The organism is Pseudomonas sp. PDM14 (assembly GCF_014851905.1).
In the GTDB taxonomy this organism is placed as follows: domain Bacteria; phylum Pseudomonadota; class Gammaproteobacteria; order Pseudomonadales; family Pseudomonadaceae; genus Aquipseudomonas.
Genome location: NZ_JACVAQ010000001.1, coordinates 915,454 through 937,673, shown reverse-complemented (window position 1 = coordinate 937,673; position 22,220 = coordinate 915,454). Strand labels below are relative to the sequence as shown.

23 protein-coding genes are annotated in these 22,220 nt (G+C 64.2%); 14 read left to right on the top strand and 9 right to left on the bottom strand.

Annotated features, from left to right (window positions below):
• The first annotated feature begins 121 nt into the window (after positions 1–121).
• The gene (gene mqo / locus IB229_RS04420) at positions 122–1,612 is read left to right on the top strand and encodes a malate dehydrogenase (quinone) (protein WP_192325336.1); all 1,491 of its coding nucleotides are present in this window, start codon (positions 122–124) and stop codon (positions 1,610–1,612) included.
• Positions 1,613–1,660: 48 nt separating this feature from the next.
• Here the strand turns inward: mqo and IB229_RS04415 are convergent, their stop codons facing one another.
• The gene (locus IB229_RS04415) at positions 1,661–1,894 is read right to left on the bottom strand and encodes a hypothetical protein (RefSeq protein ID WP_192325334.1); all 234 of its coding nucleotides are present in this window, start codon (positions 1,892–1,894) and stop codon (positions 1,661–1,663) included.
• 167 nt (positions 1,895–2,061) lie between these two features.
• Between IB229_RS04415 and IB229_RS04410 the strand changes: the two genes are divergently transcribed.
• Positions 2,062–2,649 (top strand): YajG family lipoprotein, encoded by a 588-nt coding sequence (locus tag IB229_RS04410; RefSeq protein WP_192325332.1) that lies wholly within the window; start codon positions 2,062–2,064, stop codon positions 2,647–2,649.
• A 194-nt stretch (positions 2,650–2,843) separates the two neighbouring features.
• On the opposite strand, the gene IB229_RS04405 is transcribed toward IB229_RS04410, so the two are convergent.
• Positions 2,844–3,050: a hypothetical protein gene (locus IB229_RS04405; protein ID WP_192325330.1), complete on the bottom strand. Its 207-nt coding sequence runs from the start codon at positions 3,048–3,050 to the stop codon at positions 2,844–2,846.
• Between the two features lie 198 nt (positions 3,051–3,248).
• Between IB229_RS04405 and IB229_RS04400 the strand changes: the two genes are divergently transcribed.
• Entirely contained in the window at positions 3,249–3,536 is a 288-nt protein-coding gene (locus IB229_RS04400; RefSeq protein ID WP_192325328.1) for a hypothetical protein, read from the top strand.
• 122 nt (positions 3,537–3,658) lie between these two features.
• Here the strand turns inward: IB229_RS04400 and IB229_RS04395 are convergent, their stop codons facing one another.
• Entirely contained in the window at positions 3,659–4,825 is a 1,167-nt protein-coding gene (locus IB229_RS04395; protein ID WP_192325326.1) for a 1-acyl-sn-glycerol-3-phosphate acyltransferase, read from the bottom strand.
• A 163-nt stretch (positions 4,826–4,988) separates the two neighbouring features.
• Between IB229_RS04395 and IB229_RS04390 the strand changes: the two genes are divergently transcribed.
• From IB229_RS04390 to IB229_RS04380, 3 genes are read left to right on the top strand one after another with little or no spacing between them, the layout of a single operon-like run.
• Positions 4,989–5,171, top strand: a complete 183-nt coding sequence (locus IB229_RS04390; protein WP_192325324.1) for a CPXCG motif-containing cysteine-rich protein — start codon at positions 4,989–4,991, stop codon at positions 5,169–5,171.
• On the top strand, positions 5,171–5,431 hold the full coding sequence (locus IB229_RS04385; protein ID WP_192325322.1) for a putative signal transducing protein: 261 nt from the start codon (positions 5,171–5,173) through the stop codon (positions 5,429–5,431). Before IB229_RS04390 ends, IB229_RS04385 begins: the two co-directional genes overlap by 1 nt.
• Before the next feature lie 44 nt (positions 5,432–5,475).
• Entirely contained in the window at positions 5,476–6,093 is a 618-nt protein-coding gene (locus IB229_RS04380; RefSeq protein ID WP_192325320.1) for an SOS response-associated peptidase, read from the top strand.
• Positions 6,094–6,164: 71 nt separating this feature from the next.
• Here the strand turns inward: IB229_RS04380 and IB229_RS04375 are convergent, their stop codons facing one another.
• On the bottom strand, positions 6,165–7,061 hold the full coding sequence (locus IB229_RS04375) for a LysR substrate-binding domain-containing protein (protein ID WP_192325318.1): 897 nt from the start codon (positions 7,059–7,061) through the stop codon (positions 6,165–6,167).
• Positions 7,062–7,169: 108 nt separating this feature from the next.
• On the opposite strand from IB229_RS04375, the gene IB229_RS04370 reads away from it, so the two are divergent.
• Both IB229_RS04370 and fghA read left to right on the top strand, forming a co-directional pair.
• Positions 7,170–8,282: an S-(hydroxymethyl)glutathione dehydrogenase/class III alcohol dehydrogenase gene (locus IB229_RS04370; protein ID WP_192325316.1), complete on the top strand. Its 1,113-nt coding sequence runs from the start codon at positions 7,170–7,172 to the stop codon at positions 8,280–8,282.
• Positions 8,283–8,379: 97 nt separating this feature from the next.
• On the top strand, positions 8,380–9,225 hold the full coding sequence (gene fghA, locus IB229_RS04365) for an S-formylglutathione hydrolase (RefSeq protein ID WP_192325314.1): 846 nt from the start codon (positions 8,380–8,382) through the stop codon (positions 9,223–9,225).
• Between the two features lie 147 nt (positions 9,226–9,372).
• On the opposite strand, the gene IB229_RS04360 is transcribed toward fghA, so the two are convergent.
• The 3 genes from IB229_RS04360 to IB229_RS04350 all read right to left on the bottom strand — a co-directional run bounded on the left by IB229_RS04360 (position 9,373) and on the right by IB229_RS04350 (position 13,413).
• Positions 9,373–11,733 (bottom strand): TonB-dependent siderophore receptor, encoded by a 2,361-nt coding sequence (locus tag IB229_RS04360; RefSeq protein WP_412547770.1) that lies wholly within the window; start codon positions 11,731–11,733, stop codon positions 9,373–9,375.
• Positions 11,734–11,926: 193 nt separating this feature from the next.
• Positions 11,927–12,886, bottom strand: a complete 960-nt coding sequence (locus IB229_RS04355; protein ID WP_192325312.1) for a FecR domain-containing protein — start codon at positions 12,884–12,886, stop codon at positions 11,927–11,929.
• A complete protein-coding gene (locus IB229_RS04350; RefSeq protein WP_192325310.1) occupies positions 12,883–13,413 on the bottom strand; it encodes a sigma-70 family RNA polymerase sigma factor in 531 nt (176 codons plus the stop codon). Before IB229_RS04350 ends, IB229_RS04355 begins: the two co-directional genes overlap by 4 nt.
• Before the next feature lie 127 nt (positions 13,414–13,540).
• On the opposite strand from IB229_RS04350, the gene ispF reads away from it, so the two are divergent.
• The 6 genes from ispF (at position 13,541) to rpoS (ending at position 18,722) form a co-directional block, all read left to right on the top strand.
• A complete protein-coding gene (ispF, locus tag IB229_RS04345) occupies positions 13,541–14,014 on the top strand; it encodes a 2-C-methyl-D-erythritol 2,4-cyclodiphosphate synthase (RefSeq protein ID WP_192325308.1) in 474 nt (157 codons plus the stop codon).
• Entirely contained in the window at positions 14,011–15,069 is a 1,059-nt protein-coding gene (gene truD / locus IB229_RS04340; protein WP_192325306.1) for a tRNA pseudouridine(13) synthase TruD, read from the top strand. The genes ispF and truD overlap by 4 nt, the downstream gene beginning before the upstream one ends.
• The gene (gene surE, locus IB229_RS04335; RefSeq protein ID WP_192325304.1) at positions 15,057–15,806 is read left to right on the top strand and encodes a 5'/3'-nucleotidase SurE; all 750 of its coding nucleotides are present in this window, start codon (positions 15,057–15,059) and stop codon (positions 15,804–15,806) included. Before truD ends, surE begins: the two co-directional genes overlap by 13 nt.
• 38 nt (positions 15,807–15,844) lie before the next feature.
• Positions 15,845–16,480 carry a protein-L-isoaspartate(D-aspartate) O-methyltransferase gene (locus IB229_RS04330; protein WP_192329239.1) on the top strand — a complete coding sequence of 212 codons (636 nt, stop codon included), beginning with the start codon at positions 15,845–15,847 and terminating at the stop codon, positions 16,478–16,480.
• A gap of 153 nt (positions 16,481–16,633) precedes the next feature.
• Complete coding sequence (locus tag IB229_RS04325) at positions 16,634–17,521, top strand: peptidoglycan DD-metalloendopeptidase family protein (RefSeq protein ID WP_192325302.1); 888 nt, start codon at positions 16,634–16,636, stop codon at positions 17,519–17,521.
• Between the two features lie 193 nt (positions 17,522–17,714).
• Complete coding sequence (gene rpoS, locus IB229_RS04320) at positions 17,715–18,722, top strand: RNA polymerase sigma factor RpoS (RefSeq protein ID WP_192325300.1); 1,008 nt, start codon at positions 17,715–17,717, stop codon at positions 18,720–18,722.
• A 444-nt stretch (positions 18,723–19,166) separates the two neighbouring features.
• Here the strand turns inward: rpoS and fdxA are convergent, their stop codons facing one another.
• Both fdxA and mutS read right to left on the bottom strand, forming a co-directional pair.
• Positions 19,167–19,490 carry a ferredoxin FdxA gene (fdxA, locus tag IB229_RS04315; RefSeq protein ID WP_192325298.1) on the bottom strand — a complete coding sequence of 108 codons (324 nt, stop codon included), beginning with the start codon at positions 19,488–19,490 and terminating at the stop codon, positions 19,167–19,169.
• A gap of 138 nt (positions 19,491–19,628) precedes the next feature.
• A complete protein-coding gene (mutS, locus tag IB229_RS04310) occupies positions 19,629–22,196 on the bottom strand; it encodes a DNA mismatch repair protein MutS (RefSeq protein WP_192325296.1) in 2,568 nt (855 codons plus the stop codon).
• Positions 22,197–22,220 lie beyond the last annotated feature (24 nt).

Here is a 22,220-nt window from a genome sequence, read left to right as displayed (position 1 = left end):
CCCGGCGGGCGCGCCCTCCGATATTCCAGACACTTGTCTGGCTGTCAGTGATTAGTGGTTGATGCGCGGCTCAAAAGGTCGTTGTCATCGATTTGGTACTGCAGATCTTGGAGAAGCGTTAATGACGCAAAACAATCACGAAACTGTGGATGTGCTGCTGGTCGGCGCCGGCATCATGAGCGCCACCCTGGCGGTGCTGCTCAAGGAGCTCGATCCCAGCCTCAAGCTGGAAATCGCCGAACTGCGCGAATCCGGCGCCATCGAGAGTTCCAACCCGTGGAACAACGCGGGCACCGGCCACGCCGGCCTCTGTGAACTGAACTACACGCCGCAGGCAGCGGACGGTTCGGTGGAGATCAAGAAGGCCGTTCAGATCAACACCCAGTTCGAAGTATCCAAGCAGTTCTGGTCGTACCTGTGCGGCAAGAGCGCCTTCGGTTCGCCGAAGAGCTTCATCAACTCGGTGCCGCACCTGAGCTTCGTGCGTGGCGAGAAGGATGTCGGTTTCCTCAAGACCCGCCATGCCGCGCTGACCCAGCACCACGCCTTCGCGGACATGCAGTACACCGAAGACCAGGCCGCCATGGCCGAGTGGATGCCGCTGATGATGCAGGGCCGCGACCCGGCCGAGCGCATTGCCGCAACCCGCGCGCTGAATGGCACCGACGTCAACTTCGGCGCGTTGACCAACCAGCTGCTGCAGTACCTGGCCAGCCAGGGCGGCATCAATGTCGGCTACAACCAGAAGGTCACCGGCCTGTCGCGCACCGCGCAGGGCTGGAACGTCGAGATCAAGAACACCCAGAACGGCGCGGTGCGTGAAGTCTCCGCACGCTTCGTGTTCCTCGGTGCCGGCGGTGGCGCGTTGCCGCTGCTGCAGATGTCCGGTATCGAGGAAGGCAAGGGCTTCGGCGGCTTCCCGGTCAGTGGCCAGTGGCTGCGTTGCGACAATCAGGACGTGGTCAAGCTGCACCAGGCCAAGGTCTACAGCCAGGCTGAAGTCGGCGCCCCGCCCATGTCCGTGCCGCACCTCGACACCCGTGTGGTCGACGGCAAGACCTCGCTGCTGTTCGGCCCGTACGCCGGCTTCACCACCAAGTTCCTCAAGCACGGCTCGTTCCTCGACCTGCCGCTGTCGGTGCGCCCGAGCAACATCGGCCCGATGCTGGCCGTGGCGCGCGACAACATGGACCTGACCCGCTACCTGATCAAGGAAGTGATGCAGTCCCAGGACCAGCGCCTGGACGCTCTGCGCAAGTTCTACCCCGAGGTCAAAGCCGAAGACTGGCGCCTGGAAGTGGCCGGCCAGCGTGTGCAGATCATCAAGAAAGACGCCAAGAAGGGCGGCATCCTGCAGTTCGGTACCGAGCTGGTGGCGGCCGAGGACGGTACCATCGCCGCGCTGCTGGGTGCCTCGCCAGGCGCCTCGGTCACCGTGTCGATCATGCTCAACCTGATCGAGCGCTGCTTCGCCGAGCAGGCGCGCAGCGAGCAGTGGACCACCAAGCTCAAGGAGATCTTCCCGGCGCGCGAAAACGCCCTGGAAGAAGATGCCGCGCTGTACCGCGAGGTCAGCACCGCGTCGGCCGAGCGCCTGCAGCTGAATGCCTGATCGAGTGAGTTGACCGATCAGAAAAAACCGCCCCTCGGGGCGGTTTTTTTATGCGCTCAGCGCGGTGAGCGGGTGGCGCGGGCGCGCGCTGCGCACGATGATTTCATCTGTCGGCAGGGCACGGCCCAGCCAGTGCGGACGAATGCTGCGCACTTCCACCCAGCCGAACTGGGCCGGTGGCTGGCTGGCTTCACGCAGGGCACGGCATACGCCCAGGCTGTCGAGCAGGGCATAGCGGCGCATTTTCGGGCGCGGGATGAGCAGGTTCCACAGACGCAGCATGGTATCGGTCCTCGTTCGGTGCGCCGCCTTTATCGCACGTGTCCTTGACCGTTGTATGACAGGAACCGGCAGGCCCGGAAATGGTCAGAAAACCAGCTGCCAGCGGCACGGCCGCTGGTTATACTGCCGGCCGTTTTCCTACTTTTTCGCTATTGGAGAGATCAAGCATGATGAACCGTGCGCTGCTCGGCCTGATCGCCCTGCTGAGCCTGACCCTGGTCGGTTGTGCTCACAGCCCGCAGCAACTCAAGCCGCAACCCAAGCTCAACGCCGCACTGGTCGCGGTTGGCCAGGGCCAGCCGGTGGTGGTGCGTGTAGCCGACGGTCGCCAGTCTCCCAACCTCGGCACCCGTGGTGGCCTGTACCCGGAAACCAGCGCCATCAGCGTGCAGGGCCAAGACGTCCTGCCGAAGCTGCAGGCCCAGGCCGAAGCGGCGGTCCGCCTGCTCGGCTTCACCCCGAGCCCGAACGCCTACAACGCGCCGCAACTGACCCTGACCCTGTCGGACCTGAAGTACCAGTCGCCGAAAGAAGGCATGTACGTCACCGAAGCCGACATCAGCGCCAAGGTACGCATCGACGTGCAGAACGCCAACCGCCGCTACGCTGGCAACTACGGTGCTTCGCTGAACCAGCGCTTCGGCATGGCGCCGAACCAGGAAACCAACACCAAGCTGGTCAGCGACGTGCTTAGCGATGCTCTGACCCGCGCCTTCAAGGACCCGACCATCGGCCAGATCCTCAGCGGCCAGTAAGTCGTCCTCGCTAGACGAAAAAGCCCGGCTCATGCCGGGCTTTTTCATTTCTGCCGTGTAGCGCGCGACAGACGCCTCCTCGTAGGGTGCACCGTGCGCACCAGCAGGCTGGCTTGCCGCTACGTGATAGGGCTGGTGGGGCGATGGCGCGTGACCCACTTTACGCAGGCGGTGCGTCGGTGACGGACTTGGCGTCAGGCGGCCTGCTGATAGAAGTCGGGCAGGCTGATACCGGTGTGCGGGTCGCTGTCCGGCAGCTCACTGTGCTCATGGCCGCCGAGGGCGCAGTAGACCAGCCATTGCGCGTCCTGCACGTTGACCGCGAAGGCGTCGACCAGGGCGGATTGTTCCTCGTCGTGGACGATGCGATAGAGGTGATCCTGGACCTGGGCGTGCAGCATGACGGGCTCCTCGAAAATGCAGGGCGCCAGTCTGGCAAGGGCTTCTTACAGTCCGGTGAAGGGTGAATGGACATTCGTCGGAATCGGCAGCGAGGGGCAGAGTGCTTCTGTAGACTGCGCCGCGCTTGGCAGTGCGAACGTGCTGCCGCCTCGCTCAATCAGTGGTCGTCGACGCCATACAGGTCGACAGGGAACGACGTGTCGGTACAGGCTTTGTGGTCGCTGTTTCAGTTGCACCCGGCGCAGGTGATCAATGCGCTGGCGCTGTTCTTCGCCGTCTCCGGCAGCTGGTTGCTGCTGGCCACGCGCCTGCGTGAACAGCGTGCCCTGGCCCGTCTGGCAGGCCAGAGCGACATGCCCGAGCTGGAAGAAGACACCTCGCTGTTCGACGAGCCGACCCGGCGCATCAACCAGTTCTTCTACCTGTTCGGTGGCAGCGTGCTGGTGCTGGCGTTGATGCTGTCCTGGTTCAGTACCCAGCTCTGACCCGCTACGTGCGATGAAAAACGGCAGCCTCGGCTGCCGTTTTCCGTTGCGGTGTGAGTGGGCTTTTAGAGCCCGCGTACGTAGCTTGGCGGAGGTTCCGTCTAGGGTGCGTAAGCGGCTAGTTAGAGCGCCAGACCGGCCTTGACCCGGTACTGATTGCGTACCGGCGTGGCGTACTGCTGGATCAGCCAGGGGCGCTGTTCGGCCGGGCAGCCATCCTTGCGCCGTTGCCACTCGCTGTTGGCCGCGGCCAGTTCATCGGCGTCGAACAGTTGCTCGGCGGGCGGTACGGCCAGCGCCGGGTCGCGTTCGCTCCACTCGGCGTAGGCCAGGTGATGCACCGGGAACAGGCGATAGCCGCCGAGGATGTGCTGGTCCATCAGGGTGGCCAGCTGCTTGCTGTCCTCGAAACCTTCGCTGACCGGCGCACCGAAGTGCACGTGGATGCGGCCCTTGTAGCCGGTGATGCCGAGGGCGATGCTGGCGTCGTCTTCGCCCGGCGCCTTGGTGTAACTGCCACTGATGTCGCGGATCGACAGCTCGCGAGCCTTGGCCTGATCGCAGGGGTCGTACTCGTAGCTGATCGACACCGGGATCAGGTTGAGCGAGGCCAGCACCTCGGCGAACGGCTCGGCCTTGCGGCTCATGTGGAACATCTTGAGGATCGCCGAGTCGGTGCGGTCGTCACCGTCCTTGGCGCGGCCTTCGGCCTGGGCGATCCACACCGACTGGCCGTCGACGCGGATCGAATGGTTGATGTAGGCCGAAAGCAGTTGGTAGGCCGCCAGTTTCTCGCGGCGCCCGCTCAGCGAGCGGTGCACGATGAAGCTCTTGTTCAGCCGCATCAGGTCGCTGACGAAGGGCCGTTGCAGCAGGTTGTCGCCGATGGCGATGCGCGGCGTCGGCAACCCCGCGTGGTACACGGCGTAGTTGACGATGGCCGGGTCCATGACGATGTCGCGGTGGTTGGCGAGGAACAGGTACGCCGAGCCGGGCTTGAGTTGCTCCAGGCCGGAATAGGTCACGCCGTCGCTGGCCTGCTCGATGGCGTGGTCGACGTAGTATTCGATCTTGTCCTGCAGTGCGCTGACCGTGCTGATTCCGGCCACCTGCTTGCGCAGCCGATGGGCTATAAGAGGTTTAAGCAGCCAGCCGAACGGCGCGGCCAGACGCGGAAAGCGGAAGTGCACCAGGGTATCGAGAAATACCGGGTCGGCCAGCAGGCGGGCCAGAACGGCGGGGACTTCGTGGTCGGCGTAGGGTCGGATGGAATCGAATTCGCCCATCATGGTCTCGTAGTTCAGCAGCGGCGGCGGTAAGCGCCTGTTCGCGATCGTATTGACGCAGCCTGGCCGACAGCCGGGAGATCGTGAGCAGGTTCTATGAATGTTGGCCCTTGGCGGGCTTGCAATAGACCGGCGATTGTACCCTCAAGTCACAGTGGAGTTCGTGATGCTGGAAACACAGGCCTATCAATGCCCGTATTGCGGTGAGCCGGTGGAGGCGCTGGTGGACCTGTCCGCCGGCGACGAGGAGTACATCGAGGATTGCCCGGTGTGCTGCCGGCCGATCGTCTTCACGCTGTACACCGATGGGGTGGAGTGGTCGCTGGACGTGCGTGGGGAGAACGATTGATGCAGCGTATCTACGAGCCGCGGGACCTGCTGGAAGGCGAGATGCTGCTGGGCATGCTGGCCAGCGAAGGGGTGGATGCGCACCTCATCGGCGGACACCTGCTCGGCGCGGTCGGCGAGCTGCCGGCGCTGGGGCTGCTCGGCCTGCTGGTGGACAATGAAGACGCCGAGCACGCGCGCCACCTGATCGCCGCGTACAATGCCGCCGCGCCGCTGCCGGGCGATGAACCCGATGGCCATCCTGGCGTGCTGCTGTGCTGAGGCACGCGGCGCCTTCCTGCCTTTTCTGACGAGTCCCTGTTCATATGAGTGGCCGCTTCGCCCTGTTTCGCTGGTCGCCGAGCCTGTCGGCACTGCCGGGTTTTCCTGCTGGGCAGGCGCCGCACTGGAATCTTGCGCCCGGTGCGCAGGTGCTGTTCCTGCGTCATGTCCAGGGCGAACTGCAGGCTGCCAGCGGGCGCTGGGGGTTGACTCCGGCCTGGCTCAGCGACCTGACGAAATCCCCCGCGCACGCCCGCGCCGAAACCCTCAGCGAGCAGCCGATGTTCCGCGAAGCCTTCCGCCAGCGCCGCTGCCTGATGCCGGCCAATGGCTTCTACGAGTGGCGCGGCACCCAGCGCAAGCGGCCATTCTGGCTTACCGGCGAAGGCAGTCTGCTGCACTTCGCCGCGCTGTGGGAGGCCTATCCGGCGGGTGATCGGGTGTACCTGAGCGTGGCGATGGTCACCCAGGAGGCGGCTCATCTGCGCCGTCCGCTGCTGCTCGATGAGGTTCAGCAGCAGGCCTGGCTGGCCGAGGACACACCGCTGACCGAGTTGCAGGCACTGTTGCTGATCCCCACCCCGCCACTGCGCGAGCGGGTGCTGGCCAACCTGGTCAACGACCCCGCGCTCGACGCGCCGGAGTGCCTGACGCCGGCCTAAGAGCAGCACCGAATTCACGCGCAGCAGGCGCACCCTACGCAGAACTGCCGCCATGAGCGCCTCTCGCGCCCTTAGACCGTTGGTTGATATTCCGGGCGCTGCGCCAGGCCTTCCTTGAGCAGATCGACCAGCTGGCGCACCTTCGGCGACAGGTGACGTTGCTGCGGATACAGCGCCCACACCGCGGTATGCGGTGGCTTGTGCTGGGCCAGCAGGTCGACCAGTGCGCCGCTCTGCAGGTGCGCCTGCACGTAGTAGTCGGGCAGCTGGCACAGGCCGAAACCGCGCAGCGCGGCATCCAGCACCGCCTCGCCGCTGTTGCAGCGCCAGTTGCCCTGTACGCGCAGCGACAGCTCGCGGCCGTCCTGCTGGAAATCCCAGTGATCGCTGCTGCCGATCAGGCAGTTGTGCCGCGCCAGCTCCGACAGCGAGTGCGGCCGGCCGTAGCGCTCCAGGTACAGCGGCGCCGCGCACAGGTGCATGACCCGCGGTGCTAGGCGCGTGGCCACCAGCCGCGAGTCCTGCAGGCGGCCGAGGCGGATCGCCAGGTCCATGCCGCTGTGCAGCAGGTCGAGGGTCTGGTTGCTCAGTTCGATCTCCACGCGCAGCTGCGGATGGCGCTGCATGAAGTCATTTACCAGCGGCACGATGAAGCGCTCGCCATAGGCCACCGCGCACGTCATGCGCAGCAGGCCCTTGGGTTCGTGGGCCAGATCACCGACTGCGCGTAGCGCTTCCTCGCGGGCGTCCTGCAGGCGCTGGCAGTGCTGCAGAAAGGTCTGCCCGGCCTCGGTCAGCACCACGCGGCGCGTGCTGCGGTAAAACAGGCGGGTCTGCAGGTGCTCCTCCAGCTTCGCCACCTGGCGGCTGACCTGCGACGAGGACAGGCCCAGGCGCTCGGCGGCGGCGGTGAACTGGCCGCACTCGGCAACGGCAACGAATTCGTCCAGCCCTTCCCAGCGATTCATGAAAGATTATCCCTACATGGCAATAATGTTTTGCTTTGTCTGGGATTATTCCTCAAAACGATGCCAACTACACTGCACGCCACGTTCAAAGCCCACCTGGAGAACCCCATGATCAAGTCCCGCGCCGCTGTCGCCTTCGCTCCCAACGAGCCGCTGAAGATCGTCGAAGTGGATGTGGCTCCGCCGAAAGCCGGCGAAGTGCTGGTGCGCATCATCGCCACCGGTGTCTGCCACACCGACGCCTACACCCTGTCCGGTGCCGACTCCGAAGGCGTGTTCCCGTCGATTCTCGGCCACGAAGGCGGCGGCATCGTCGAGGCGATTGGCGAGGGCGTGACCTCGGTGCAGGTCGGTGACCATGTGATCCCGCTGTACACCGCCGAATGCCGCGAGTGCAAATTCTGCAAATCCGGCAAGACCAACCTGTGCAGCTCGGTGCGTGCCACCCAGGGCAAGGGCCTGATGCCCGACGGCACCTCGCGCTTTTCCTACAACGGCGAGCCGATCTACCACTACATGGGTTGCTCGACCTTCTCCGAGTACACCGTGCTGCCGGAAGTGTCCTTGGCGGTGATTCCGAAAGACGCGCCGCTGGAAAAGGTCTGCCTGCTCGGCTGCGGCGTTACCACCGGCATCGGTGCCGTGCTCAACACCGCGAAAGTGGAAGAGGGCGCCACCGTGGCCATCTTCGGTCTGGGTGGCATCGGTCTGGCAGCGATCATTGGCGCCAAGATGGCCAAGGCGTCGCGCATCATCGCCATCGACATCAACCCGGCCAAGTTCGACGTGGCCCGCGAACTGGGTGCCACCGACTTCGTTAACCCGAAGGACTACGACAAGCCGATCCAGGACGTGATCATCGAACTCACCGATGGCGGCGTGGACTACAGCTTCGAGTGCGTCGGCAATGTGCAGTTGATGCGTGCGGCGCTGGAGTGCGCGCACAAGGGCTGGGGTGAGAGCGTGATCATCGGCGTCGCCGGTGCCGGCCAGGAAATCAGCACCCGTCCGTTCCAGCTGGTCACCGGTCGCGTCTGGCGCGGTTCGGCGTTCGGCGGCGTGAAGGGCCGCACCGAACTGCCGAGCTACGTGGAAAAGTCGCAGAAGGGCGAGATCCCGCTGGACACCTTCATCACCCACACCATGGGGCTGGAGCAGATCAACGAGGCCTTCGACCTGATGCATGAAGGCAAGAGCATCCGCACCGTCATTCACTACTGATCCGCGCAGCGGATAACGCGGCCGCGCCGGCCGCTTGTCCGCCTTGATTGGTGGAAAACGCTTTGCGGTTTTCCACCCAGCATGGGAGGAGTTTCACGTGACCCTGGAAATCGTCTCCAGCAACAAGAGCTTTGGCGGCTGGCACAAGCGCTACCGCCATCGCTCCACCAGCCTCAACTGCGACATGGTGTTCGCCGTCTACCTGCCGCCGCAGGCCGAGCAGGGCGCCAAGCTACCGGTGCTGTACTGGCTCAGTGGCCTGACCTGCACCGACGAGAACTTCATGCAGAAGGCCGGCGCCCAGCGCATGGCCGCCGAACTCGGCCTGATCATCGTCGCGCCGGACACCAGTCCGCGCGGCGAAGGTGTGCCGGACGACGCCAATGGCGCCTACGACTTCGGCCTCGGTGCCGGCTTCTACGTCAACGCCACCCAGGAACCTTGGGCGCGCCACTACCGCATGTACGACTACGTGGTGCAGGAGCTGCCCGCGTTGATCGAGGCCAATTTTCCGGTATCGACCAAGCGCGGTATTTCCGGGCACTCGATGGGCGGGCACGGCGCGCTGATCTGCGCGTTGAAGAATCCGGGACGCTATCAGTCGGTCTCGGCTTTCGCGCCGATCGCCAATCCGCTCAGCTGCCCATGGGGCGAAAAGGCGTTGTCCAACTACCTGGGTGACGACCGTTCGCGCTGGCGCGAGTGGGATGCTAGCGTGCTGATCGCCGAGGCCAGGGAGAAGCTGCCGCTGCTGGTCGACCAGGGCGACCGCGACGACTTCCTCGAGGGCCAGCTCAAGCCGCAGGCGCTGGAGGCAGCAGCCAAAGCCGCCGGCCACCCGCTGACCCTGCGTTTGCAGCCGGGCTACGACCACAGCTACTACTTCATCGCCAGCTTCATCGAGGATCACCTGAGGCACCATGCCGAGGCATTGAAAGGCTGATATCAACCGTAGGTGCGCTGGTGCGCACGGCGCACCTTACGGTCGAAGCTTTTGCGTTCTCATCGCCCCGGCATGAAGTGCTGCCGCTTCAGCGCTTGGTTGAAAACCAAAAGCCCCGCATTGCGGGGCTTTTTCATGGGCGCCGGTTCAGAAGTCCCAGCGCGTGCTCAGCATCACGTTGCGTGGGTCGCCGGAGTAGGCCGAGTTATAGAAGCCGATGTTGGTGTAGTACTTCTTGTCCTGCAGGTTGTAGACATTCAGGCTGGCCGAGAGCTGCTCGGTGAGCTGGTAGCGGGCCATCACGTCCAGCAGCCAATAGGTGTCCTGGGTGAATTTTTCCCTCACCCCCTTGGCCCGGTTGTTCAGCACCTGCCAGCTCTCGCTTTGCCAGCGTGCCCCGCCACCGACCGTGAGCTTGTCCAGGCTCCCGGTCAGCCGATAGGTGGTGTAGAGGTTGAATTGGTCCTGCGGCTCCCAGGTCGAGATCTTGGCGCCGTGCTCATTGCGCACGATCTTGTGGGTGAAGCCGGCCTGAAGCTGCCAGCCGGGGGTCAGTTCTCCCGAGACTTCAGCTTCATAGCCTTTGGTCTTCGCCTGGATGCCGAGGTAGGGATCGGGGTTCACCGACGTATCGGCATCGAGGTCGGATTCGGGGCGGTTGTCCTGATGCACCTCGAAGTAGGCCAGGCTGGCGTTGAGACGCCCGTCGAGATACTCGGCCTTGATACCCGCTTCGTAGTTTTGCCCTTCATCGGGCTCCAGCAGCTTGTTCTGCGTGTCGCGGTAATAAGTCTGCGGCATGAAGATGTCGGTGTAGCTGGCGTACAGCGAGTAGTTGGCGTCGAGATCGTAGACCAGGCCGGCGTATGGCACTAGGCGGCCGGTTTCGACGCTCTTGTCGGTGCCGCTCAGGCGATAGTCGGCCAGTCGCGCCCCCAGGAGCAGGGACAGCGGCTCGCTCAGGCTGAAACGGCTCGCCAGGTAGATCGCGCTTTGCCGTGTGACTTGGTCGTTGCGCTGGCCCAGAGGGCCCCAGTCCGGCACGGGCACATCGCCGTCGAAATTGTAGAAGTCGATGTCGTTGTCGTAGTACGTAACGTTCCAGTAGTCCTTGCTCAGCCAGTGGGCACGGGCGGAGCCGCCGAGGACCACTTCGTGCTCGCGCCCCAGCAGGCTGAAAGGCCCACTGACATAGCCGTCGAGGGAATCGCTGGTGGTCTTGCCGATGAACTTGTTGGCGTAGAGCCTGGCCCGGCCGGTGACGGCGTTGGGCGAGCTTTGCATCGATCCGAGGGGCGCGTCGTAGCCGTTGATCTGGTGGTTGTACTGCAGCTTGCCGACCCAGTCGTTATCGAAGCTGTGTTCAAGGGTGGAGAACAGGCTGTAGTTGTATTGCCGCCAGCTGCTCCATTTGGCGCCGTTGTTGTACGAACGTGGCAGCTCGATGCGGTCGCCACGCGAGTCGAACAGCGGGCGGCTGCCTGACCAGCCCGAGCCCTCGGGGTCGTTGTCCTGATAATCGGCCCCCACGCTGAGTACTGTCTGCGGGCCGAGATCGAACTCGAGAATGCCGTAATAGACACTGGTCTGGCGCTGGTAGTGGTCCATGAACGAGTGCTTGTCCTGGTAGGCCGCCACTGCACGGCCGCGCACATCGCCTTCCTCGGTCAGCGGGCCGGTAATATCGATCTGCGAGCGATAGTTGTCCCAGCTGCCGGCGCCCAGTTCCAGGCTGCCCTTGAATTCGTGGCCCGGTTTCTTCCTGATCAGGTTGATCACGCCACCCGGCCCACCGGCGCCGGACAGCAGACCTGGGGCACCCTTGAGCACCTCGACCCGGTCGAAGAGCGCCATGTCGCTGAGGGTGTGCCCCGCTGAATAGGCCGAGTTGCGCAGCGTCGGGATGCCGTCGTACTGGAAGTTGTCGATGGAGAAGCCGCGCGAGTAGTAGTTGGTTCGCTCGCTGTCGTAGGTCGATACCGTGATGCCCGGGGTATGGCGCATCACTTCGTCGATGGAGGTGAGGGCGAAATCGTCCATGTGCTGGCGGGTGATGACGGAAATCGACTGCGGCGTTTCCTGCGGCGTTAGCACCAGGCGTGTGGCGGTGGCGATGGTGCCCGGCGTGTAGGAGCCCGTGCCTTCGGTGATGGTGCCGAGCTGGTTGCTGGTGATGCTGGTCGCGCCCAGCTCTAGCGCGTCGCTTGGCTGCATGACCGGCACCAGGGTGTAGCGGCCGTCGTCCGTGCGCAGCACCTGCAGATCGCTGCCGGTCAGCAGCTGACGCAGGCCGTCCTCGACGCTGAAGCGTCCGTTCAGTCCCGGGCTGGCTTTCCCCTGTGTCAGCTCGGCATCGAAGGACAGGACCACGCCGGACTCGGCGGCAAAGCGAGTCAGCACCCGGCCCAGGTCATCCTGCTGCAGATGGTATTCGCGCACGCCGTTTGTTTCAGCGTACGCAGTCAGCGGCGCCGTGATGGGCAGCAGCAACGTGGAGCAGAACAGCACGTGGCGAATGCCGGTGCTGGGCCGAGAGGGGGGTGAAAGCCGAGGTGCGGCGAGCGGACTTCATATCGCGTTCTCTTTGGAGTTGGCAGAGGGGCGGCGTTGGGCCGTTCTCCATAAGTCGAACGAGAAGGAGAAGAACCATCATCTGGCGGCGAAATTAATTCCGGGGGAGCGCTACAGGCTGGCTCCGGCGTTACAGCGCGCGGATGGTGACCCAGTAGCGCGTGCGCTGTTCCAGGCGCACGGGCAGGGCGCTGGCCACGGCGCGCAGGGTCTGCTCGCTGTCATCGAGGCGGAAGGTGCCGCTGATACGCAGGTCGGCAATGGCCGGGTCGCAGTGCAGCCAGCCGCGGCGGTAGCGACTCAGTTCGGCGACGAAGCGGTCCAGGCGCTGGTCGTTGGCGATCAGCAGACCCTTGCTCCAGGCACCCTGCGCCGCATCCAGGGGTTCGCTCGGGTGGGCGCCAAGACGGGTGAAACCGCCCTGCTGACCGGCGTCGAGCAGAACGGCCTGAGCGTGATCCGGCGTGATTCGCACCTGATGCTCATACACCAGCACCTGGGTTCGCTCGCCGTCCAGGCGTACCGAGAAGCGCGTACCCAATGCCTGGATCAGCCCGTGTGGCGTCTGCACGTAGAACGGTCGGCCGGCGGCGTCGGCCGCGGTGGTCACCATGATTTCACCCTGGCGCAGGCGGATCAGTCGCCGGCGCTGGTCGTAGCGCACGTCGAGGGCGCTGTCGGTGTTGAGCAGCAGTTGCCCGCCATCGGTCAGCAGTACTGGCAGGCGTTGACCCACGTCGCTGCGATAGTCGGCCAGCCAGGGACCGTCAGTCGCCTCCTTGTAGCCCGACCAGCCCAGCACGCTGCTGCCCAGCAGCAGGGCGAAGCCCTTGAGCACGTTGCGGCGGCTGGCGCTGTGCTGCTGGGCGGCGAGGTCGAGGGTGCGTCCGGCCAACCGCGTGGGCATGGCCTGCAGGCGCTGTTGCAGGCGTTCGGCCTGCTGCCAGGCCCAGCGATTTTCCGGGGCGGCCTGCAGCCAGCTTTGCCAGGCCGTGCGCTCGCTGGCGGCGCTTTCGCTGGTCAGGCGCACGTACCACTGGGCGGCCTGCTCCAGCGCCGCGTGCTGACGGGCGTCGAGTGTCGGGTTCATAGGCCGGCCCGCAGGCTGTAGAGCATGCAGTGCTGCAGGGCCTTGGCGATGTAACGGTTGACGGTGATCAGCGACACGCCGAGGGTTTGCGCAATCACCTTGTAGGGCACGCCATCCAGCTGGGCCAGCAGGAAGGCCTTGCGCACCTTCGGGCCGAGTCCGGCGAGCATGGCGTCCAGCTCGCAGAGCGTCTCCAGCAGAATGGCCCGCGATTCCGGCGATATGTCCTCGGCTTCCGGCTGCTCCGCCAGCGCCTGCAGCCAGGCGCGTTCCAGGCGGGCGCGGCGGAAGTGGTCGATCATCAGGCGACGGGCGATGGTGGCCAGGTAGCCCTTGGGCTCGCGCACGCTGTCCAGGCGAGCAGCGGCGTTGTCTGCGCTGAGCACGCGCACGAACACGTCCTGCACCAGGTCGGCAGCCAGGTCCCGGCAGTCGACCCGCGGGCGCAACCAGCCAAGAAGCCAGCGATGGTGGTCCTGGTAGATCCGGCCCACCTGGTCGTGCAGGTCGATGGAGTGCCCTGACATGCGAGAGATGCTCAAATAAGAAGAGTTATCATTTTAGGGGTCTGCCGCGTTCCTGAGCAAGCACGTGCCAGCGGCGCAGGCGGGGTGCATCAGTTAAACTCCCGACCTTTTTGCAGGACACCGGCTCATGCGCATCGGCCACGGCTACGACGTACATCGCTTCGGCGAAGGCGATTTCATCACTCTGGGGGGCGTGCGCATCGCGCACCGGTTCGGCCTGATCGCCCACTCCGACGGTGACGTGCTGCTGCACGCGCTGGCCGACGCACTGCTCGGTGCCGTCGCGCTGGGCGACATCGGCAAGCACTTCCCCGATACCGACCCGACCTTCAAGGGCGCCGACAGCCGCGCCCTGCTGCGTCATGTGCTCGGCCTGGTGCAGGCCAAGGGCTATGAGGTCGGCAATGTCGACGCGACCATCATCGCCCAGGCGCCGAAGATGGCGCCGCACATCGACAGCATGCGCGCACTGATCGCCGCCGACCTGCAGGTCGAGCTGGAGCAGGTCAACGTCAAGGCCACCACCACCGAGAAGCTCGGCTTCACCGGGCGCGAGGAAGGCATCGCGGTGCACGCCGTGGCATTGCTGGTGAAGGCATGAACGAACTGCAGCTGCTCGGCCCGCGCGCCCACGGCGAAGCCTGCGGGCGCGCCGTGCTCAAGGCCACGGCGGAAGATTTCCAGGTCGATGAAGTGCTCGACATCCCGCTGTCCGGCCAGGGCGAACACCTCTGGCTGTGGGTGGAGAAACGCGGCCTGAATACCGAGGAAGCGGCACGGCGCCTGGCGCGGGCGGCGGGTGTGTCGCAGCGCAACATCAGCTACGCCGGCCTCAAGGATCGCCAGGCACTGACCCGCCAGTGGTTCAGCCTGCATTTGCCGGGCAAGGCCGACCCCGACCTGAGCGGCGCCGAAGGCCACAGCCTGAGCATCCTCAAGACGGCGCGCCACTCGCGCAAACTGCAGCGCGGTGCCCACTCGGCCAACGGCTTCACCTTGCGCCTGACCCAGTTCGACGGCGACAAGGCCGCACTGGAACAGCGCCTGCAGCAGATTATCGGCCAGGGCGTGCCCAACTATTACGGCCTGCAGCGTTTCGGCCACCAGGGCGGCAATGTCGTCGACGCGCGCCAGTTCGCCGAACGCCAGGAGCTGCCGGAACAGCGCAACGTGCGCTCGCGTCTGCTTTCTGCCGGGCGCAGCTACCTGTTCAACCGCGTACTGGCCGAGCGCGTGGCAGCGGGCAATTGGAATCAGGTAGCGGTCGGCGATCTGCTGGCGTTCACCGACAGCCGCAGCTTCTTCATGGCCGGCGAGGCCGAGTGCAGTGACCCGCGCCTGGCAATTCTCGACCTGCATCCGACCGGCCCGTTGTGGGGCGCCGGGCCCTCGCCCGCGGAGGGCGCGGCGCACGCGCTGGAGCAGGGCGTGGCGGCCGGCGAACCGGCACTGGCGGACTGGCTGGTCAAAGCGGGCATGACGCACGAACGGCGAATCCTGCGCCTCCCCATTGGCGGTTTGACGTGGCATTATCCCGAGCCTGACATTCTGCAACTGCAATTCGTCCTGCCGGCTGGATGCTTCGCCACCGTACTGGTGCGTGAACTGGTCGATCTGCTGCCGGCGGGGCAGACGGAAAACCCATGCGAATTCTGATTTCCAACGACGACGGGGTGTTGGCGCCCGGTATCGCCGCGCTGCATGGCGCGTTGAGCGATTACGCCGAGTGCGCGATCGTCGCCCCCGCGGAAGACCGCAGCGGCGCCAGCAGTGCGCTGACGCTGGACCGGCCGCTGCACCCGATGCTGCTGCCCAACGGTTACATCAGCCTCAACGGCACCCCGACCGATTGCGTGCACCTGGGCCTCAACGGCCTGCTCGAGCAGGTGCCGGATATGGTGGTTTCGGGCATCAACCTCGGCGCCAACCTCGGTGACGACGTGCTCTATTCGGGTACCGTGGCCGCGGCGCTGGAAGGGCGCTTTCTTGGTCGCCCGGCGTTCGCCTTCTCGCTGGTTTCGCGTCAGCCGGACAACCTGCCGACCGCCGCCTATTTCGCGCGCAAGCTGGTCGAGGCTCACGAACAGCTCGACCTGCCGCGGCGCAGCGTGCTCAACGTGAACATTCCCAACCTACCGCTGGAGCGCATCCGTGGCATCCAGCTGACCCGTCTGGGCCATCGTGCCCGCGCCGCCGCACCGGTCAAGCAGACCAATCCGCGCGGCAAGGAAGGCTACTGGATCTCGGTGTCCGGCGATGCCGAGGATGGCGGCCCGGGTACCGACTTCCATGCGGTGATGCAGGGCTATGTGTCGATCACTCCGCTGCAGCTTGATCGGACCTTCAACGAGGCGTTCAGCAGCCTCGAAGGCTGGCTGGAGGGGCTGGTCTGATGCGCGGCCAAGATCACCTGCAGCGTCACGGCATCGGCATGACCTCGCAGCGCACGCGCGAGCGCCTGATCGAGCGCCTATACGAGGAAGGCCTGTCCAACCCCGGCGTGCTCGAAGTCATTCGTCGTACGCCGCGCCACCTGTTCGTCGACGAAGCCCTGGCGCACCGCGCCTATGAAGACACCGCGCTGCCCATCGGTCACAACCAGACCATCTCCCAGCCGTACATGGTCGGGCGCATGACCGAGTTGCTACTGGCCGCCGGCCCGCTGGACAAGGTGCTGGAGATTGGCACCGGCTCCGGCTACCAGACGGCCGTGCTGGCCCAGCTGGTGGAGCGGGTGTTCTCCGTCGAACGCATCCAGAGCCTGCAGGACCGTGCCAAGGAGCGCCTGGTCGAACTCAAGCTGCGCAACGTGGTATTCCGTTGGGGCGATGGCTGGGAGGGCTGGAACGCGCTGGGGCCATACAACGGCATCATCGTCACCGCTGCCGCGGCGGAAGTGCCACAGGCCCTGCTCGAGCAGCTGGCTCTTGGCGGCCGCCTGGTGATTCCGGTGGGCGCAGGCGATGTGCAGGAGCTGCTGCTGATCATCCGTGAGGAAGACGGCTATTCGCGGCACGTGCTCGATGCGGTGCGCTTCGTTCCCCTGCTGAACGGCCCGCTGGCCTGAGTGCGGCTGGCTGTTGTCCGAACTTCGTGGCCGGCCATGTTGTCCAGCAGCAGAGGCGTCTAAGGCCGGTGCGGGGTTCATGAGCATTTGCGACACATTCAATTGCGGCACAATGGCACCAATTCCAAGAAACACCGGCAAAGGGAGCATGGGGTGAGATTCACAGCCAAACAGCAGCTAAATGGCTTTGCCGGTCGGACCGGATTGAGCGCTGTGGTCGTTGCCGCCCTGCTGGTCGGATGCACCAGTTCGCCGCGTGGCGGTGTGCAAGTGGTTGACCGTACGCATGGCGGCGCTGCTGCTACTGCGGCACAACAGCGTCAGCCGGTGAGCAGCGGCTCCCACCGCGTCCAGCCCGGTGACACCCTCTACTCGATCGCCTTTCGCTTCGGCTGGGACTGGAAAGCCCTGGCCGTGCGCAACAACATCCCGCCGCCCTACGTGATTCGTCCCGGCCAGACGATCCGCTTCGATGGCCAGCAGGGCAGTGCACCGGTTGTGGTGGCCCAGCCGAACAAGGCGCCGACGACGCTCATCACCCAGCCTGCGGTAGTAACACGCCCCCCAGTCGGACAGACCTCGACGCCGACGCAGCCCCCGGTTGCGGTCAGCAAACCGCCGCTGGTGACCACGCCGGCTACCACCAAAGTGACGCCCGTCGCCCGCTCTGCCAAGGGTTGGGCATGGCCAACCAGCGGAGTTTTGATCGGTAAATTCTCTTCAAACGGCAGTTTGAATAAAGGCGTTGATATCGCTGGCGAATTGGGCCAGCCTGTTTTGGCTGCAGCTGATGGGTCCGTTGTGTACGCCGGAAGTGGTTTACGGGGCTACGGTGAACTGGTCATCATCAAACACAGCGATACCTACGTAAGCGCCTACGGACATAACCGCAGGCTGCTGGTGCGGGAGGGACAGCAGGTCAAAGTCGGACAGAATATCGCCGAGATGGGTTCCACGGGGACCGACCGGGTGAAACTCCATTTCGAGATTCGCCGTCAGGGAAAACCTGTAGACCCCCTGCAATATCTGCCCAGTCGCTGACCTGACTGCCGACCTGCTCCACATGTGTAGGAGGAGCGGGCTCAGGTGTTGCCAAGGATTTGATTCAGCTTTCAAGAATGTTGTGGACGGTGACAGACCTGTTGCAGAACAGGTTTGGGGGACCGGTTCTCCTTGAAATGACTGGGCAGGCGCCGCCGAGCTTGTTGTCGAACTCAGCAGAAGGACAACAACAATGGCACTCAATAAAGAAGCGCCGGAGTTTGACGTCGACGATGAGGTGCTGCTCATGGAGCCGGGCATCATTATGGACGACGGGACTAGCGAGGACGCTGAGCTTCCTCTCGCCAGCGGCAAATCCAGAAACTCGACCACGACTCTCAAGCAACACAAGTACATCGACTACACCCGCGCGCTAGACGCCACTCAGCTGTACCTCAACGAAATCGGTTTCTCCCCTCTGCTCACTCCCCAGGAAGAAGTGCACTTCGCGCGTTTGGCGCAGAAGGGCGATCCTGCGGGCCGCAAACGCATGATCGAAAGCAACTTGCGCCTGGTGGTGAAGATCGCGCGTCGTTACGTGAATCGCGGACTGTCGCTGCTCGATCTGATCGAGGAGGGCAACCTGGGGCTGATCCGCGCGGTGGAGAAATTCGACCCCGAGCGCGGTTTCCGTTTCTCGACCTACGCCACCTGGTGGATCCGGCAGACCATCGAACGCGCGATCATGAATCAGACCCGCACGATTCGCCTGCCGATTCATGTGGTGAAGGAACTCAACGTCTACCTGCGCGCGGCTCGCGAGCTGACGCAGAAGCTCGATCACGAGCCTTCAGCCGAGGAAATCGCCAACCTGTTGGAGAAACCGGTCGGCGAGGTCAAGCGCATGCTCGGCCTGAACGAGCGGGTCACCTCGGTGGATGTGTCGCTTGGTCCTGACTCGGACAAGACCCTGCTCGATACCCTCACCGATGACCGGCCTTCGGATCCTTGCGAACTGCTGCAGGACGATGATCTGTCGCAGAGCATCGATCAGTGGCTGTCCGAGCTGACTGACAAACAGCGTGAGGTCGTGGTGCGCCGTTTCGGGCTCCGTGGTCACGAAAGTTGCACGCTGGAAGAGGTCGGGCAGGAAATCGGTCTGACGCGCGAGCGGGTCCGACAGATCCAGGTCGAGGCGCTCAAGCGCCTGCGCGAGATCCTGGAGAAAAATGGCCTGTCGAGCGATGCGTTGTTCCAATAGCAGTGCTGCGCAAACCAAAAACCCGGCGAATGCCGGGTTTTTTATGCGTGCCGTGTAAGCCATTGCTTACGCGGTGTGTAAGAGATGCACGGCAAAATCGGCCAGCAGGCAGCGATTTTTCTCTGTGGTATTTATATAACTATATGATTATAAAGATTTTATTTTTTACGATGATCTGCGTAAAGCACGTTTCGACGCGTCAGGTGGCCTTGTTCCGATACTGAGAGTCGCTATTATTAAGCCGTGTCTAGGGAAAGACGCAGGCTGTCAGGGAGATGGTCTAGGGAACCACCGCAGGATGCGGTTCATCAGGATGATGAGTAGGAAAAAAAGGGAGTAGGGAAAAAAGAGTGGGCGGTTTCTAACCGCCCCTTTTTTTGTCCGCAGAAAAGCTGCGCACAGCAAAAGGCCCGCATCAGCGGGCCTTTTTGTTTTGCCGGGCGATCAACGTTCCAGGTGTTGTAGCTTGTCCTTCACGCCATCCCACTCTTCGGCATCGGCCAGCGCGTCTTTCTTCTCGGTGATGTTCGGCCAGACTTCCGCCAGTTCGGTGTTCAGGGCGATGAACTCCTGCATGTCTTCTGGCACTTCATCTTCGGAGAAAATGGCCTGGGCCGGGCATTCCGGCTCGCACAGGGCGCAATCGATGCACTCGTCCGGGTGGATCACCAGAAAGTTCGGGCCTTCGTAAAAGCAGTCCACCGGACAAACTTCCACGCAGTCGGTGTATTTGCACTTGATGCAGTTGTCGGTGACGACGAAAGTCATGTTCTGATTCTCTCCTCAGACGGCGGCCGTGCCCATTCTATGTGGGTCTCCGGCACGGAAAGTGGACGGTCTCGGCTCAGGCTAAAAGCCGGACAGTCTTAAAAGCGCGCGGATTCTATCAGCTTGCAAGGGCCTCTGTCAGATCCGTGTCTTCCATGCATATAACAGCTCCAGCGCTCTGCGTGGGGTCAAATCATCGGGATTGATTTTGCCCAATTCCTCCAGAATCGGATGCGGCAGGCTGGCGAACAGGTCGTTCTGCATCGGCGCGGCGGGTTGCCCGGTAGCGCTGCGGATAGGTTCGTGGGGCAGGCTGGTGGTTTCCAGTCGTGCCAGGTGTTCGCGGGCACGCTGGATTACCGGGCCCGGCACGCCGGCCAGTTGTGCCACCGCCAGGCCATAGCTCTGGCTGGCGGGGCCTGGCAGCACGTGGTGGAGGAAGACGATGCGTTCGTTGTGCTCGGTGGCGTTGAGGTGCACGTTGGCCACCACTGGCTCGCTCTCCGGCAGCACGGTCAGCTCGAAGTAGTGCGTGGCGAATAGCGTCCAGGCACGCAGGCTGGCCAGCTGTTCGGCGGCCGACCAGGCCAGCGACAGGCCATCGAAGGTGCTGGTGCCGCGGCCGACTTCGTCCATCAGCACCAGGCTCTGTGCGGTGGCATTGTGCAGGATATTGGCGGTTTCGCTCATTTCCACCATGAAGGTGGAGCGGCCACCGGCCAGGTCGTCGCTGGAGCCGATGCGGGTGAAGATGCGGTCGACCAGCGACAGCTCGCAGCTTGCCGCCGGGACGAAGCTGCCGATATGGGCGAGCAGCACGATCAGTGCGGTCTGACGCATGTAGGTCGACTTACCGCCCATGTTCGGGCCGGTGATGATCAGCATCCGTGTGCTGTCGTCGAGCTTGAGGTCGTTGGCCACGAAGGGCGTTTCCAGCACCTGTTCCACTACCGGGTGGCGGCCTTGGTCGATGCTCATACAGGCGTGGTCGACGAAGCGCGGGCGATTGAGGTCGAGGCTCAGGGCGCGCTCCGCGAGGTTGCTCAGCACGTCCAGTTCGGCGAGCGCAGCGGCGGTATCCTGCAGTGGGCCGAGGTGGCCGATGAGCAGTTCCAGCAGCTCGTCGTAGAGCAGTTTTTCGCGGGCCAGGGCGCGGCTCTTGGCCGACAGGGCCTTGTCCTCGAACTCCTTGAGTTCGGGGGTGATGAAGCGCTCGGCACCCTTGAGGGTCTGCCGGCGGATGTAGTCGGCCGGCGCCGATTCGGCCTGCTTGCTCGGCAGCTCAATGAAATAGCCGTGCACACGGTTGTAGCCGACCTTGAGGTTGGCCAGGCCGGTACGCGCTTTTTCGCGGGTTTCCAGGTCCATGAGGAACTGCCCGGCGTTCTCGGACAGCGACTGCAGTTCGTCCAGGTCCGCGTCGTAGCCGGTCTTCAGCACGCCGCCGTCGCGAATCACCGCCGGTGGGTTGTCGATGATCGCCCGTTGCAGCAGGTCGGCCAGATCCGGGTAGGTACGGATGCTGGTGGCCAGGTCGCGCAGGTGATCGATGTCCAGTTGCGCCATGCCGCTTTGCAGCTCGGGCAACGCGGCCAGGGCGTCACGCAGGCGGGCCAGGTCACGCGGGCGAGCGTTGCGCAGGCCGATGCGCGCGAGGATGCGCTCGAGGTCGCCGATTTCCTTCAGCTGTGGCTGGATCAGCTCGAAACGGTAACGGTCGAGCAGGCAGGCGATGGAGTCCTGGCGGCCTTCGAGCACGCTGCGATCACGCAGTGGGCGGTTCAGCCAGCGGGTCAGCAGACGGCTGCCCATGGCGGTCTGGCAACGGTCGACCACCGACTGCAGGGTGTTGTCGCGACCACCGGCGAGGTTGGTGTCGAGTTCCAGGTTGCGCCGACTGGCCGCGTCGAGGATCACCGTGTCGTCGAGACGCTCGTGGCGCAGGCCGCGCAGGTGCGGCAAGGCGGTGCGCTGGGTTTCCTTGGCGTAGCTGAGCAGACAGCCCGCGGCGCCGATGGCCAGGGTCAGGGTTTCGCAGCCGAAGCCCTTGAGGTCTTGGGTGGCGAACTGTTGGCACAGGCTTTTGCGCGCGCTGTCGCGCTCGAAGTCCCAGGGCGCGCGACGACGGCAACCGCGGCGCTTCTCCACCGGCAGGCCCTGCGGCCAGTCATCGGGGATCAGCAGTTCTGCCGGGCTCAGGCGTTCCAGCTCGGCCAGCAGGTTCTCCCAGCCCTTTAGTTCCTGCACGGTAAAGCGGCCGCTGGTGATGTCCAGCGCGGCCAGGCCGAACAGCTTCTCGTCACCGAGAACGGCAGCCAGCAGGTTGTCGCGGCGCTCGTCGAGGAAGGCTTCGTCGCTGATCGTGCCCGGGGTGATGATGCGCACCACCTGGCGCTCCACCGGCCCCTTGCTGGTGGCTGGATCGCCGATCTGCTCGCAGATCACCACCGACTCGCCGAGCTTGACCAGGCGCGCCAGGTAACCCTCAGCGGAGTGGTGCGGGATGCCGCACATCGGAATCGCCTGGCCGGCGGACTGGCCGCGAGCGGTCAGGGTGATGTCGAGGAGTGCCGCGGCTTTCTTCGCATCTTCATAGAAGATTTCGTAGAAATCGCCCATGCGATAGAACATCAGCTGGTCCGGGTGCTGATTCTTCAGCCGCCAGTACTGTTGCATCATCGGTGTATGGGCAGAGAGATCACTCATCGTTCGGCTGTCCGGCTTAGTTCG